Source organism: Mesorhizobium sp. B2-3-14 (assembly GCF_006442175.1).
Lineage (GTDB): Bacteria > Pseudomonadota > Alphaproteobacteria > Rhizobiales > Rhizobiaceae > Mesorhizobium > Mesorhizobium australicum.
The window spans coordinates 219,083-232,286 of sequence record NZ_VFVP01000008.1; the positions used below are offsets into that span (position 1 = coordinate 219,083).

Below are 13,204 nucleotides of genomic sequence, written 5' to 3' on the forward strand. Positions count from 1 at the left end.
CTTGTCCTGGGTGAGCCAGCGTCCGGCCAACTATAGCGCGGACGTCGCCGAAGACCACTGCGCTGTTTGGACCACGGCACGATGACGGCCTTTTCCGCCGAAAAAATACCCACGCAAAAATGTCGGCTTCCATCCGGGCCGGCCGTCCTGCGGGAGGCCACGGGATTTGTGGCCGGATGGAGGTTGACATGGACAATCTGTTTTTCGCGCTGTGGAAGAGGCCAGGCCGCGGGCCTGGGCGACAGGAGGACTTCTGGCTGGACCCGCCGGCGTCCGGCCTCGGCAGGCTGCTGGTGGCGATTGCCATCATCACGGTCGCGGCATGCCTTCTCGACCATGCGGGACCGATCTCGGGCAAGGCTGACATGGTTGTCGCCGCAGCCTATGATTTGTCACAAGAAGGGAGCTCGAGATGAAATATGTCTGCCTGGTCTATGGTGAGGAAAAAGACCTCCATGCGCTGACCGCCGAGGGTGCCGCCAAGCTCGATGCCGACTCGCTGGCCTATGACAGGTCATTGGATCAACAAGGCAAGCTGATCATCGCGCAGGCACTGCAATCGGTGAAGACGTCGAAGACCGTACGGCGGCGCAAGGGCAAGCAGCTGATCACCGACGGCCCGTTCGCGGAAACGAAGGAGCAGTTGCTCGGTTTCGTCATGATCGAAGCGAAGGATCTCGACGAGGCGCTGGACATCGCCGGCGAGATTCCGCTGGCCGAAATCGGTACGATCGAAGTGCGCGCGATCTACAACGTGCCGGGGTCATAATTCCCTGTCATGCGTTGCGCTCCCTTATAAACCTGGGCGTTCGGTTGAGCGAAGGTCCTGCCCTTGCCGGGCTCAATTCTTGCGTGTTGAAGCAAGCCACGAGTTCTCCTATCGTCGCCCAAGACTTTGGGGGATTTGGACATGCCTTTCCTGATTGCTGTCCTTGGCGTGCTCGGAGCGGCGGCATTGTGGTGGTACCGGATGAAGGCGATGAACGACGCCGCGCGCGAGGTCGCCGAAGTCGTCGGGCGCGTTCAAGGCAACATCCGGCGCAAGAAGCTGCGCAAGCAGGCCGCGCTTTCGCCGCTGACGGCGATCGATGATCCGGTGGTGGCGGCAGCGACGCTGATCACCGCGATCGTTTCGGAAGATGGCCCTGTTCTGCCGCGGCGCGAGGCCGTCATTCGCGAGGTGATTTCGCAGATCGCAGCCGGGCCGAAGAAGACCGACGAGGCGGTTGTCTATGCCAAGTGGGCCGCGACCCAGATAGACGACACTACCATCGTCATCGACAAGCTGGCGCCCTTCCTGCGCGAACGCCTCGACCCGAACGAACGGGACGATCTGCTGCAAATGCTGAACCGGGTGGCTCAGGGCGGAGAGCAGAGCCTGAAGATACCCGACCAGCGCATGCTGCGGCTGCGCCAGAAGCTTGGTTTTGAAGTGAACTGAGATCGCCGGCCTCGGCGATTGGCGCGAAACTCCCGCTTCTTTCTCATCCCCATGGCGGAGCAAGGAGCGAAGCGACGCGGCGCAGCCCACAGGCCGCGACGTCAAGTCAGCGAGACGATCAGATCGCCTCGCCCTTCAGCAGGCGCGGCGTGCCCGCGGATAGTCCCGATGCCTGGCGGATGAAGAACTCCTTCAGCCGCGGCATACGCTCGACGAGACCGAGGCCGATGTCGCGGACGGTGCGCAGCGGGGTGATGTCGTTGGAAAACAGCCGGTTCAGCACATCGGTCGTGATGCCCATCTGCACCGTGTCGAAACGGCGCCATTGCTGATAGCGTTCCAGCACGTCGAGCGCGCCGATGTCCTGGCCGAGCCGGTCGGCCTCGACGATCACCTCGGCAAGGGCGGCCACATCCTTGAAGCCGAGATTGAGCCCCTGGCCGGCGATCGGATGGATGCCGTGGGCGGCATCGCCGGCAAGCGCGATGCGCGGTGCCACGAAGGCGCGCGCGATGGTGAGACCAAGCGGCCAGGCGCGCGGCTTGTCGGCGACGCGGATTTCTCCAAGTTTCAGCCCAAAACGTTGTTCAAGTTCGTGTTCGAAGACGAGATCGTCGCCTTCGACGAGCGTTTTCGCATCTTCCGCCCGTTCGACCCAGACGATCGAAGAGCGGTTGGTGCCGTCCTCGTCGGGTATCAGCGGCAGCGTGGCGAACGGGCCGGCGGGCAGGAAATGCTCTTCGGCGCGGCCGTTGTGCGGGCGTTCATGGGCCACGGTGCAGACGATGCCGGACTGACCGTATTCCCACTTGACCGTCTTGATGCCGGCCATGTCGCGCAGTTTCGAATTGACACCATCGGCGGCAACCAGCAACCGCGCCGCCAACGTGGCGCCGTCCGCCAGATGCACTGACATGCCGGCTCCATTGGTCTCAAAACCTTGCACCGCCACGCCTTCGATGATGTCGATGCCGAGCTGTTCGGCTTTGGCCCGCAAGGCGCCGTTCAACGCCCTGTTGGCGACCATATGCGCGAAAGGCTCACCCGGCGCCACCTCGCCGCCGAAGGTCAGGAAGACCGGGCGCACCGGATCGGCGCTGCGTGAATCGGTGATGATCATCTCAGTGATCGCCTGCGCCTTCGGCGCGATCTCGGCCCAGACGCCGAGCTGGTCGAGCATGCGGCAGGCCGCCGCGGCGATGGCGGAAGCGCGGCCATCCCTTTGCCAGGAACCGGCGGGCGCCGCGTCGACCAGCGCCACGGCGAGGCCCGGGCGAGCCTGTTTCAGCGAGACCGCGGCGGCCAGGCCGACATAGCCGGCACCCGCGACGAGAACATCGATCCCGGATCTGGCCTTGGCGTCCGCCTTGCGTTCCATTGTCTTGGCTCCTTGCGCGCCTACGGGGCTTGCGCCCTTGACGGCTCGTTCTTCCTGTCGGAAACCGCCATAGCAATTTTGCGGCGAGGTCACAAAACATGACGGCGGCGATCGACGAGCTTCTGCGCATTCTCGACCTCGAGAAGCTGGAACACAATCTGTATCGTGGTCGCAGCCCCCAGGTGGAGTGGCAGCGCGTGTTCGGCGGCCAGACCATCGCGCAGGCGCTGGTGGCGGCGCAGCGAACGGTGGAGCCCGACCGTTTCGTGCATTCGCTGCATGGCTATTTCATGCGCCCGGGCGACATCAAGGTGCCGATCATCTACGAGGTCGATCGCATCCGCGACGGCGGTTCCTTCACCACGCGGAGGGTGCTGGCAATCCAGCACGGACAGGCGATCTTTTCGCTGGAAGCCTCGTTCCAGGTCGACGAGAAGGGGCTCGAGCACCAGTTCGCGCTACCTGACGACGTGCCGCCGCCGGAAGGGCTGAAGACGCAGCGCCAGCTGCTCGAAACGGCCGACCGGGTGCCGGAGGCGGTTCGCCGTTTCTGGGCGCGCGAGCGGCCGCTTGAGTTGCGGCCGGTCAACCTCCAGCACTATGAAAGCCGCGACAAGCTGCCGCCCCGGCAGAATGTCTGGATCCGCCTTGCCGGGCCGGTTCCCGACGACCGCGCGCTGCAGTCGGTGCTGCTCGCCTATCTCTCCGACATGACGCTGCTCGACACCTCGACCTTCGCCCATGGGCGCGGCCTGTTCGACCCCGACATCCAGGCCGCCAGCCTCGACCATTCGATGTGGTTCCATCGGCCGCATTCGCTCGACGGCTGGCTGCTTTATGCGCAGGACAGCCCCTCGAGTTCGGGATCGCGCGGTTTCAGCCGCGGCACGCTCTATGCCCGTGACGGCACGCTGATCGCCTCGATGGCCCAGGAAGGGTTGATCCGGCTCAAGCGTTGAGCATTCGCGAGTCTTGTTTGAGCAAGATTCTTTGCGAAAGCCGATTCCATTTTTCCTGATCATGCTCAAAGCCGGCAAATTAGGCAATTTCACAAAATTGCTTAAATTTTGAGCATGCGGCGTGCCGCACATGCATACAGCAATTGGCGGCGGGCGCTCCATTCCCTTTGTTTCCAATAGGTTAACGCCCTGCTTCGGCACTTGGCACGGAGCTTGAATCCTTGGGGGCACTCTCCGGCTCTTTGGGATCGGTGAAGTCGTGCAAACGCGGGGCACCGCAACAGCAAAGGGTGAACCTATGAAAATCGTGATGGCAATCATCAAGCCGTTCAAGCTGGACGAGGTACGCGAAGCGCTTACCGCCGTCGGCATCCAGGGCCTGACCGTCACCGAAGTCAAAGGCTACGGGCGTCAGAAAGGGCATACGGAAATCTATCGGGGGGCGGAATACGCGGTCTCTTTCCTGCCGAAGATCAAGATCGAGGTCGCGGTCGCGGCCGACATGGTCGACAAGGCCGTCGAAGCCATCACCGCCGCAGCCAAGACCGGCCAGATCGGCGACGGCAAGATCTTCGTTTTCGGCATCGACCAGGCGGTGCGCATCCGCACCGGCGAAACAGACAGCGACGCGCTCTGAGCGGCGAACACGTATTCCAATGGAGAGTTCAATGAATATTCCTTCCACCTTGAAAACGACGGGACGGGCGGCCCTTCTGGGCACGCTCGCTCTCGCAGCGCTGGGCAGCGTCGCCGCCTTCGCGCAGGAAGCCGCACCCGCTGCCGCTGCCGCGGCACCTGCCGCCGCGCCCACCCCGGTGCTCGATACCGGCAACACCGCCTGGATGCTGACCTCCACGGCGCTGGTGCTGATGATGACCATCCCGGGCCTGGCGCTGTTCTACGGCGGCATGGTGCGCAAGAAGAACGTGCTCGCCACCGTCATGCAGAGCTTCGCCATCACCTGCCTGGTGACGGTGCTATGGTTCATGTTCGGCTATTCGCTGGCCTTTTCCGACGGCGGCGGCATGAATGCCTATCTCGGCGGCACCTCGAAATTCTTCCACCACGGCATCACCACCGCCAGCCTGTGGCTGCCGGGTGTGGCCAACATCCCTGAATTCGTCTTCTCGATGTTTCAGATGACCTTCGCCATCATCACGCCGGCGCTGATTGCCGGCGCCTTCGCCGAACGCTTCAAGTTCTCGGCACTGCTGATCTTCATGGCACTGTGGCTGCTGATCGTCTATGTGCCGATCGCGCATTGGGTCTGGGGTGGCGGCTTCCTCGGTACGGCTGGCGTGCTCGACTTCGCCGGCGGCACGGTCGTTCACATCAATGCCGGTGTCGCGGGCCTCGTCTGTGCACTGGTTCTCGGCAAGCGCGAAGGCTATGGCACCACCAACATGGCGCCGCACAACCTCGTCTATTCGGTCATCGGCGCATCGCTGCTGTGGGTCGGCTGGTTCGGCTTCAACGCCGGTTCGGAACTGGCGGCCGACGGCCTTGCCGGTGCCGCCATGCTCAACACCCAGGTTGCCACCGCCGCCGCGGCACTGGCCTGGATGTTCGCCGAATGGATCATCGCCAAGAAGCCTTCCGTGCTCGGCATCATCTCGGGCGCCGTCGCGGGCCTCGTCGCGGTGACGCCGGCTTCCGGTTTCGTCAACCCGACCGGCGCCTTCATCGTCGGCATCGTCGCCGGCGTCGTCTGCTACCTCTCGGCGGTCAAGGTGAAGCACATGTTCGGCTATGACGACTCGCTCGATGCCTTCGGCGTGCATGGCGTCGGCGGCGTGGTCGGCGCCCTGCTGACCGGCGTGCTTGCCGACCCGGCGATCAACAGCCTCTCGTCGGGCGCTTCTCTCGGCAAGCAGATCTACGGTGTCGCCGTCACCATTGTCTGGACGGCGGTTGCCACCTTCGTCATCCTCTACGTCGTCAAGGCGCTGGTCGGCCTGCGTCCGACGACCCAGGAAGAAGTCGAAGGCCTCGACATCTCCCAGCATGGCGAAGTGGTGCCGTAAGGCATCCTTGCCAACGGGCCGGCGGAACCCTCCTCCCGCCGGCCCCATGTTTGCCGCGCAATTCCGGAGGGAAAACCGCGAATCCCTTCTGCTGGAATTGCTTTGAAAGCATCCCGTCGTGATGCTCCCGCAAGGAGGTCACGCCTTGAGGCCCGGATCGCTCCGGGCCTCTTTTTTTGCAAATTCGTTCTCGCTTCGTCCGAGTCCACGCAATCACGTTCGCGTGAAGAAGCTTTTCGAGGAAACATCGACCGCTCTGTCGCCGAACTCAGGAGGCGATCGTCGTTCTGACGCTCGTGATTTTGAAACAGGGAAGGAATTTCTCATGAACCTCAAGAATATCTGCCTCGGGGCACTCGCACTTTCCATGGTCAGCGGCTTTGCATTTGCCGGCGCACTGGACGAGCCGGACAACATGGCGCCGTTCTTCACCGATTCCAGCATGAAGACCATGAAGCCAATGGAGGAATTCAAGGCAGCTTTCATGGCCATGCCGAAGGAGAAGCAGGACGCCATGATGAAGGAATGCCAGGACGCTGCGATGAGCAAGCCGCACGCCGAGTTCTGCGCCAATGTGAAGATGCTCGGCGGCGCCAGCAAGTAGCACGCTGCCCAGCCCAACGAATGGATGGCGGGCCAGGGCGCCCGCCATTTTTCTTATGGTGCGGTCACTGGTAGATGTCGGTGCCAAAAGGACGGCCCCCACGGTCTTATAGTTAATGCGCCCTTAACCTTCCCACGCCTAGTCTGGCATCCGAATCTGCCGGAGTGCGTCATGCGCTGCGGCCAGGCAATCACTGACGGGGAAGAGCATGCGTTCAGGGGCTTCAGCACCGCTCGCGCTGACCGATACGGGGCACGGCATCCAGGCATTCGCGCGGCGCCAGGTCGGCCGTCTGGTCGGCACCGGCCTGTTCGCGTTCACGGCCTTCGCCGTCGCCAGCCTCGCGACCTGGAACGTCGCCGATCCAAGCTTCTCGCATGCCACCGCCAACATCGTCACCAACGCCATGGGCTATGCCGGCGCGGTGTTCTCCGACCTCGCCATGCAGTTCTTCGGCCTTGCCGCGGTCGCCGCGCTGGTTCCGGCAGTGATCTGGGGATACCTCCTGTTTTCGGCGCGCGGCGTCGACCGGCTGCCCAGGCGCGGGCTGTTCTGGTTCGGTTTCGCGCTGCTCGCCGCCGCCATCGCCGGCTGCATCGTTCCGCCCAAGACCTGGCCGCTGCCCACCGGCCTCGGCGGCGTCTTCGGCGACATGGTGCTAAAGATCCCCGGTGTCCTAATCGGCGGCTATCCAACCGGGCTGGTGGCCAGCGTGCTCGCCATAGTGCTGGCTGCGCCCGCGCTCTGGCTGTTCGCCCATGGCGCGGCGCTGCTCGGGCGCAAGAACGGCTTCGCCGTGATGGAAGAACCGGCCGCCGCGGACCCGCGCGAGGACGAGCTTCTGTTCGACAATGACGAGGACGAGGGCGACGAGGGCATACTGGCGCTCGGCGCAATCACCCATTGGTGGCTTTCTTTCCGCGCGTGGATGCATCGCCGCGCGGTGCGCCGCAGGCAGGAGCGCGACGAGTTCGAACCGGAGATGGAGCCGCGCGCCAGCGCCTGGCGCCGGGCCGCCGAACGCGTCGAGTCGGCCGAGTTCGCCGAGCAGCGCATGAGCCATGACGGCCGCGCCCGTGTCGAACCGGAATTCTTCGCCGCCATGGTCAACGACCGCAGCGTCTCCGTCGACCCGGACGACGACGATGTCTTCGGCCGCGACGACGCGGATATGGATTTCGATGACGAGCCCGTCGCGCAGCGGCGTGCTCCCACGGCCAAGGTCCAGCAGTTCCGTTCCGATGCCGCCACCCGGGTGGAGGCGCCGGCGGCGCGACCGGTACCGGGCGCCCGCGTCCAGCGCGAGGCGCAAACCTCGCTGATCGGCTCCGACACGTTCGAAATGCCGTCGCTGCATTTCCTGTCCGAACCGAAGAATGTCGCGCGCGACCCAAGTCTTTCCAAGGACGCGCTGGAACAGAATGCGCGCCTGCTCGAAGGCGTGCTGGAGGATTTCGGCGTCAAGGGCGAGATCATTGCCGTTCGCCCGGGTCCGGTCGTCACCCTTTACGAACTCGAACCCGCACCGGGCATCAAGTCGTCGCGGGTCATCGGCCTTTCCGACGACATCGCCCGTTCGATGAGCGCGATCGCCTGCCGCGTCGCCGTGGTGCCGGGCCGCAACGCCATCGGCATCGAACTGCCCAACGCCAAGCGCGAAACGGTTTACCTCCGCGAGATCATGGCCAGCCGCGACTTCGAGACGACCAAGGCCAAGCTGGCGCTGGCGCTGGGCAAGACCATCAATGGCGAAGCCGTCATCGTCGACATTGCCAAGATGCCGCACGTGCTGGTCGCCGGCACCACCGGTTCGGGCAAGTCGGTCGCCATCAACACCATGATCCTGTCGCTGCTCTACCGGCTCACCCCGCAGGAGTGCCGGCTGATCATGATCGACCCGAAAATGCTCGAACTCTCCGTCTATGACGGCATTCCGCATCTGCTGACGCCCGTGGTCACCGACCCGAAGAAGGCGGTGGTGGCGCTGAAATGGACCGTGCGCGAGATGGAGGACCGCTACCGCAAGATGTCCAAGGTCGGCGTGCGCAACATCGACGGCTTCAACGCACGCGTGCAGCAGGCCGAGAAGAAGGGCGAAAAGATCTCGCGCACTGTGCAGACCGGCTTCGACCGCCAGACAGGCGAGGCGATCTACGAGACCGAGGATCTCGATCTCGAGCCGATGCCCTATATCGTCGTCATCATCGACGAAATGGCCGACCTGATGATGGTCGCCGGCAAGGACATCGAAGGAGCCGTCCAGCGCCTGGCGCAGATGGCGCGTGCCGCCGGCATCCACGTCATCATGGCCACGCAACGTCCCTCGGTCGACGTCATCACCGGCACCATCAAGGCCAATTTCCCGACCCGCATCTCCTTCCAGGTGACGTCCAAGATCGACAGCCGCACCATTCTGGGCGAGCAGGGCGCCGAGCAGCTGCTCGGCATGGGCGACATGCTCTACATGGCCGGCGGCGGCCGCATCCAGCGCGTGCACGGGCCGTTCGTCTCCGATGACGAGGTCGAGAAGATCGTTGGGCACCTGAAGCTGCAGGGCGTGCCGGAATATCTCGACGCCATCACCGAGGACGACGGCGAGGACGACGACGAGTCGTCCGGCAAGGGCGGTTCGGGCGGCGGCGGCGGTGGCAATTTCGAGGATTCCGACGACCCTTACGATCAGGCGGTTTCGGTGGTGCTGCGCGACGGCAAGGCCTCGACCAGCTACATCCAGCGGCGTCTGGGCATCGGCTATAACAGAGCCGCCTCGATTATCGAGAAGATGGAAAAGGAAGGCATTGTCGGCCCGGCCAACCATGCCGGAAAACGCGAAATCTTGGTGCCGACAGAAGACGACAAGTTCTGATAGCGCAGAGTTCGCGGCAACTTTGAACCTTCTGGCGCGTTCACCGACTGAGCAGCGATCGGCTCGCCAAACTTCAGCCCAACTGGGGGTTCACGACAGCGGCCAAATCAGGAACCGGACGAGAGTGACCGATATGAAAAACGATCTTTCAGCGCTCAGCGATTTTGCCCCGACACGCCGCCAGTTGGTTGGCCTCGGCCTGGTCTTAGCGGGTGCCGCCGCACTTAACGTGGTGCCCGGATTCGAGTTGCTGGCCTCAGCGCAGGCGGCTGTGCCCGCGGCGGCACAGAAGATCGCCGACCATTTCTCGGCGGTCAAATCGATGAGCGGCGAATTCGTCCAGTTCGGCCCCAAGGGCGAGCAGACCGGCGGAAAATTCTTCCTGGAACGGCCGGGCAAGATCCGCTTCAACTATGACGGGTCTTCGAATTTCCGGGTGATTTCCGACGGCAGATCGGTTGCCATACTCAACAAGAAACTGAACACGTCGGACCTTTATCCGCTGTCGAAGACGCCGCTGAAACTGCTGCTCGACGACCGCATCGACCTCTCCGGCAACCGCGTCAAGAGCGTCAAGGAAGAAGACGACCTCACCACCATCCAGCTTTCCGACAAGTCGGTTTTCGGCAATGCGCGGATCACCATGATGTTCGACCCGAAAACCTATGATCTGCGGCAGTGGACGATCACCGACGCGCAGGGCAAGGACACGACGGTGATGATCTTCAACACCAAGGAAGGCGTCAGCTTCGCGCCCGACACGTTCGCCATCGACTATACGGCCAATCGCGAGCTGAACACCAAGACGCGGTAGGCCCGCCGATATAGCCAGGCCCGTTAGCGGAGCGGGCTGGCTTGTTTTTGCGGCGCGCGGCTGGCAGTAGAATGGCGATCTCTTGCCGGACCCTCCGCATGCCCTTTTCGATCGCCACCTGGAACATCAACTCCGTGCGCCTGCGCATGCCGATCGTCGAACGCCTGCTCGATGAGTACGCGCCCGATGTGCTCTGCCTGCAGGAAACCAAGGTCCCGGACGAGCTCTTTCCCGAAAAAGCCTTTCGCAAGGTCGGCTATCCCTACATCGCATTTCATGGCCAGAAGGGCTATCACGGCGTGGCGACGGTGGCGCGGCGGCCGATCGAGGTGGTCGAAAAGCGCCGCTTTTGCGACATCGAGGACAGCCGGCACCTGTCGGTGACGGTACAGGCCGGCGGCAAGACCATCCTGGTGCACAATTTTTACGTGCCCGCGGGTGGCGACGAGCCGGATCCCGAGATCAACAGGAAGTTCAGGCACAAGCTCGATTTCGTCGCCGAGATGAACGCCATCCGGGCCGAGCATGGCGAGGTATCGGCGTCGGTGCTGGTCGGGGACCTCAATATCGCGCCGCTGGAGCATGATGTCTGGTCGCACAAGCAACTGCTCAACGTGGTCAGCCACACGCCGGTCGAGACCGAAAACTTCGAGGCGATGCGGCGCGCCGGCGGCTGGGTCGACCTGATGCGGCACAACGTGCCACCGGAACAGAAGCTCTATACCTGGTGGAGTTATCGCGCGCAGGATTGGGAGGCGTCCAATCGCGGCCGGCGGCTCGACCATGTCTGGTCGTCGCCAAACCTGCTGCCCAGTTTTGCCGGCTATGAGATCCTTAGAGCCGCCCGTGGCTGGGACCGGCCGTCGGACCATGTGCCAGTGATTGCCCGGTTCGCCCTGGATTAAGTTTATGATATTCAGGTGAAGCCGGCCTGCAAACGGCGGCTTCCTGCGCTTCCCAGTTCTACTACGTCGCAGTAGAACTGTGCTCACGTACTTTAGTACGCTTCTCGGAGTCCGCCGTTTTCGCCTCGGCCTGACCTGAATCTCGACACCTACGGCGCCAAATGCCAGGTCAACCCGAAAATCGTGGCGCCAATTCCTCGATGCGGCGGATCATGTCGTGGAATTCGTCGGAGATGCGCTGATGCAGCTTCACCGCCAATTCCGGGTATTCCTCCAGGATGCGCCGGAACATCTTGCGGCTCAGCCTTATCACTTCCGAGTCGATTTCGGCCGAGGCGCTGGTCAGCCGGTTGGTATCGGCGATCAGCGCCAGCTCGCTAAGCATCGTGCCTGGGCCGACCTTGCCGATCGGGATGCGCTCGCCATCCTGCTCGCGATAGAGCACGATGCGCCCGCTGACCACGACATAGGCCGAGTCGGCCACGTCGTCCTCGCGATAAAGCTTGTGGTCGGCCTGCACCAAAGTGGTCTCGGCACCGAAGGCGAGCAGGCGCAACTGTTCCTGCGTGAAGCCCTCGAAAAGCCTCACGGCGGACAGGATGCGGATGTCGTCATCCAGCGCCATCTAGCTGTGTCCCCGAACGGTCAGTCCAATCCCTCCTCTGCGGTACGATCCCAGAATCCCCCTCCAACAGGATCGTACCCGAAAGCGGCCCCGCCCGAACCGCTCATTTGAATGGTGAAATGTTTAAGGAACCAGCTTGTAGCCGCCGCTTTCTGTCACAAGAATTTCAGCATTGGAAGGATCACGCTCGATCTTCTGGCGCAGACGGTAGACATGGGTTTCCAGGGTATGCGTGGTGACGCCGGAATTGTATCCCCACACTTCCTCCAGCAGCACGTCGCGGGTCACCACCTTCTGGTCGGCGCGATAGAGATACTTGATGATCGAGGCTTCCTTTTCCGTCAGCCGCACCTTGCCGCCGCGCTGATCGATGAGCAGTTTCTGGCTGGGCTTGAAGGTGTAGGGGCCGACCGAGAAGGTCGCGTCCTCGCTCTGCTCATGCTGGCGCAGTTGCGCCCGGATACGGGCAAGCAGCACCGCGAAGCGGAACGGCTTGGTCACATAGTCGTTGGCGCCGGCCTCGAGACCCAGAATCGTGTCCGAATCGGTATCGTGGCCGGTCAGCATGATGATGGGCGCCTTGTAGCCGCCCTTGCGCAGGATCTTCACCGCCTCCCGGCCGTCCATGTCGGGCAGACCGACATCCATGATGAGCAGGTCGATGAGCCCGCCGCGCGCAGCGGTGACGCCTTTTGCCGCAGTCGCTTCCTGCAGCACATCGAATTCCTCATAGAGGGACAGTTGCTCGACCAGTGTGCCGCGCAGGTCGTCATCGTCATCGACGATCAGGATGGTACGTGAGGTCATGGATCAATCCGTTGTTTTGAAAAGTGAATTCAGTTGACCGCTGCGTATTTATGCGGAAGCTGGCCGGCACAATAGCCGATCACAGTGATTTGTTCCGTGGCACGATCATACAAGAAAAAACGCGATCGCAATGCAGCCGGCGCAATTTTGGCAAAAGGGCTGCGCGTGCTGACCGTGCGGGCTCGCCCCGGCCATCCAAGCCAGGGCCTGCTGCAGGCCGGCAAAACGGTGTTTGCGTGCGCGCTGGGGCGTGGCGGCATCTCGGCCGGCAAGCGCGAAGGCGACGGTGCCACGCCGCTCGCTTCGATGCGCATACTGACGGGCTATTTCCGGGGAGATCAGTTTGCCGCCGGGCGCAGAACGCGGCTGGCGATGGCGTCGATCGGGCCGGACCTCGGCTGGTGCGAAGTGCCTGACGACCGCAACTATAACAGGCCGGTCAAGATTCCCTACGGCGCCAGCCACGAACGCATGCGGCGCGACGACCGGCTCTATGACGCCTGCCTGGTGCTCGACTGGAACATCGCGCCGCGCCGGCGCGGGCGCGGCAGCGCCATCTTCTTCCATCTGGCGCGTCCCGGCTTCACGCCGACGGAAGGTTGCGTGGCGGTGACCGCGCGCACGATGGCGCGGCTTTTGCCGCTGCTGTCGGACCGGACAGTGGTAAGGGTGGTGAGATAGGGGAATAGGGAATAGGGAATAGGGAATAGGGAATAGGGAATAGGGAATAGGGAATAGGAATAGGGAAGTCTTCAGCGGCAGCAGACACGCTCAAGCTGCA

The 13,204-nt window shown here is 63.0% G+C and carries 14 protein-coding genes; 11 read left to right on the forward strand and 3 right to left on the reverse strand.

Features of this window, described 5'->3' with window-relative positions:
* Positions 1 to 188 precede the first annotated feature (188 nt).
* From FJ950_RS21235 to FJ950_RS21245, 3 genes are all read left to right on the forward strand, one after another.
* Positions 189 to 416, forward strand: coding sequence for a hypothetical protein (locus FJ950_RS21235; protein ID WP_140618360.1), 228 nt, complete (start codon positions 189 to 191; stop codon positions 414 to 416).
* Positions 413 to 769: a YciI family protein gene (locus FJ950_RS21240; protein ID WP_140618362.1), complete on the forward strand. Its 357-nt coding sequence runs from the start codon at positions 413 to 415 to the stop codon at positions 767 to 769. The genes FJ950_RS21235 and FJ950_RS21240 overlap by 4 nt, the downstream gene beginning before the upstream one ends.
* A gap of 141 nt (positions 770 to 910) precedes the next feature.
* The gene (locus tag FJ950_RS21245; protein WP_015315046.1) at positions 911 to 1,441 is read left to right on the forward strand and encodes a hypothetical protein; all 531 of its coding nucleotides are present in this window, start codon (positions 911 to 913) and stop codon (positions 1,439 to 1,441) included.
* Positions 1,442 to 1,559: 118 nt separating this feature from the next.
* Here the strand turns inward: FJ950_RS21245 and FJ950_RS21250 are convergent, their stop codons facing one another.
* Positions 1,560 to 2,819, reverse strand: coding sequence for a ubiquinone biosynthesis hydroxylase (locus FJ950_RS21250; RefSeq protein WP_140618363.1), 1,260 nt, complete (start codon positions 2,817 to 2,819; stop codon positions 1,560 to 1,562).
* 98 nt (positions 2,820 to 2,917) lie between these two features.
* On the opposite strand from FJ950_RS21250, the gene tesB reads away from it, so the two are divergent.
* The 7 genes from tesB (at position 2,918) to FJ950_RS21285 (ending at position 10,991) form a co-directional block, all read left to right on the forward strand.
* Positions 2,918 to 3,778 carry an acyl-CoA thioesterase II gene (tesB, locus tag FJ950_RS21255; RefSeq protein WP_015315048.1) on the forward strand — a complete coding sequence of 287 codons (861 nt, stop codon included), beginning with the start codon at positions 2,918 to 2,920 and terminating at the stop codon, positions 3,776 to 3,778.
* A 298-nt stretch (positions 3,779 to 4,076) separates the two neighbouring features.
* Positions 4,077 to 4,415, forward strand: coding sequence for a P-II family nitrogen regulator (locus FJ950_RS21260; RefSeq protein WP_015315049.1), 339 nt, complete (start codon positions 4,077 to 4,079; stop codon positions 4,413 to 4,415).
* Between the two features lie 31 nt (positions 4,416 to 4,446).
* Positions 4,447 to 5,802 (forward strand): ammonium transporter, encoded by a 1,356-nt coding sequence (locus FJ950_RS21265; protein ID WP_015315050.1) that lies wholly within the window; start codon positions 4,447 to 4,449, stop codon positions 5,800 to 5,802.
* Positions 5,803 to 6,127: 325 nt separating this feature from the next.
* Entirely contained in the window at positions 6,128 to 6,406 is a 279-nt protein-coding gene (locus FJ950_RS21270) for a hypothetical protein (protein ID WP_015315051.1), read from the forward strand.
* Positions 6,407 to 6,614: 208 nt separating this feature from the next.
* The gene (locus FJ950_RS21275) at positions 6,615 to 9,272 is read left to right on the forward strand and encodes a DNA translocase FtsK (RefSeq protein ID WP_140618365.1); all 2,658 of its coding nucleotides are present in this window, start codon (positions 6,615 to 6,617) and stop codon (positions 9,270 to 9,272) included.
* Positions 9,273 to 9,405: 133 nt separating this feature from the next.
* Complete coding sequence (locus tag FJ950_RS21280; protein ID WP_140618433.1) at positions 9,406 to 10,086, forward strand: outer membrane lipoprotein carrier protein LolA; 681 nt, start codon at positions 9,406 to 9,408, stop codon at positions 10,084 to 10,086.
* Positions 10,087 to 10,184: 98 nt separating this feature from the next.
* Positions 10,185 to 10,991 carry an exodeoxyribonuclease III gene (locus FJ950_RS21285; RefSeq protein WP_140618367.1) on the forward strand — a complete coding sequence of 269 codons (807 nt, stop codon included), beginning with the start codon at positions 10,185 to 10,187 and terminating at the stop codon, positions 10,989 to 10,991.
* Between the two features lie 169 nt (positions 10,992 to 11,160).
* Here the strand turns inward: FJ950_RS21285 and FJ950_RS21290 are convergent, their stop codons facing one another.
* On the reverse strand, positions 11,161 to 11,616 hold the full coding sequence (locus FJ950_RS21290) for a cyclic nucleotide-binding domain-containing protein (protein ID WP_140618369.1): 456 nt from the start codon (positions 11,614 to 11,616) through the stop codon (positions 11,161 to 11,163).
* A 123-nt stretch (positions 11,617 to 11,739) separates the two neighbouring features.
* On the reverse strand, positions 11,740 to 12,423 hold the full coding sequence (locus tag FJ950_RS21295; protein WP_015315056.1) for a response regulator transcription factor: 684 nt from the start codon (positions 12,421 to 12,423) through the stop codon (positions 11,740 to 11,742).
* 144 nt (positions 12,424 to 12,567) lie between these two features.
* Here FJ950_RS21295 and FJ950_RS21300 point away from each other — a divergent pair, with 144 nt between their 5' ends.
* Positions 12,568 to 13,104, forward strand: coding sequence for a L,D-transpeptidase (locus FJ950_RS21300; protein ID WP_174361983.1), 537 nt, complete (start codon positions 12,568 to 12,570; stop codon positions 13,102 to 13,104).
* Positions 13,105 to 13,204: the final 100 nt, after the last annotated feature.

Coding starts and splice junctions, on each gene's coding strand:
- FJ950_RS21235 (WP_140618360.1), top strand. CDS start 189: ATGGACAATCTGTTTTTCGCGCTGTGGAAGAGGCCAGGCCGCGGGCCT.
- FJ950_RS21240 (WP_140618362.1), top strand. CDS start 413: ATGAAATATGTCTGCCTGGTCTATGGTGAGGAAAAAGACCTCCATGCG.
- FJ950_RS21245 (WP_015315046.1), top strand. CDS start 911: ATGCCTTTCCTGATTGCTGTCCTTGGCGTGCTCGGAGCGGCGGCATTG.
- FJ950_RS21250 (WP_140618363.1), bottom strand. CDS start 2,819: ATGGAACGCAAGGCGGACGCCAAGGCCAGATCCGGGATCGATGTTCTC.
- tesB (WP_015315048.1), top strand. CDS start 2,918: ATGACGGCGGCGATCGACGAGCTTCTGCGCATTCTCGACCTCGAGAAG.
- FJ950_RS21260 (WP_015315049.1), top strand. CDS start 4,077: ATGAAAATCGTGATGGCAATCATCAAGCCGTTCAAGCTGGACGAGGTA.
- FJ950_RS21265 (WP_015315050.1), top strand. CDS start 4,447: ATGAATATTCCTTCCACCTTGAAAACGACGGGACGGGCGGCCCTTCTG.
- FJ950_RS21270 (WP_015315051.1), top strand. CDS start 6,128: ATGAACCTCAAGAATATCTGCCTCGGGGCACTCGCACTTTCCATGGTC.
- FJ950_RS21275 (WP_140618365.1), top strand. CDS start 6,615: ATGCGTTCAGGGGCTTCAGCACCGCTCGCGCTGACCGATACGGGGCAC.
- FJ950_RS21280 (WP_140618433.1), top strand. CDS start 9,406: ATGAAAAACGATCTTTCAGCGCTCAGCGATTTTGCCCCGACACGCCGC.
- FJ950_RS21285 (WP_140618367.1), top strand. CDS start 10,185: ATGCCCTTTTCGATCGCCACCTGGAACATCAACTCCGTGCGCCTGCGC.
- FJ950_RS21290 (WP_140618369.1), bottom strand. CDS start 11,616: ATGGCGCTGGATGACGACATCCGCATCCTGTCCGCCGTGAGGCTTTTC.
- FJ950_RS21295 (WP_015315056.1), bottom strand. CDS start 12,423: ATGACCTCACGTACCATCCTGATCGTCGATGACGATGACGACCTGCGC.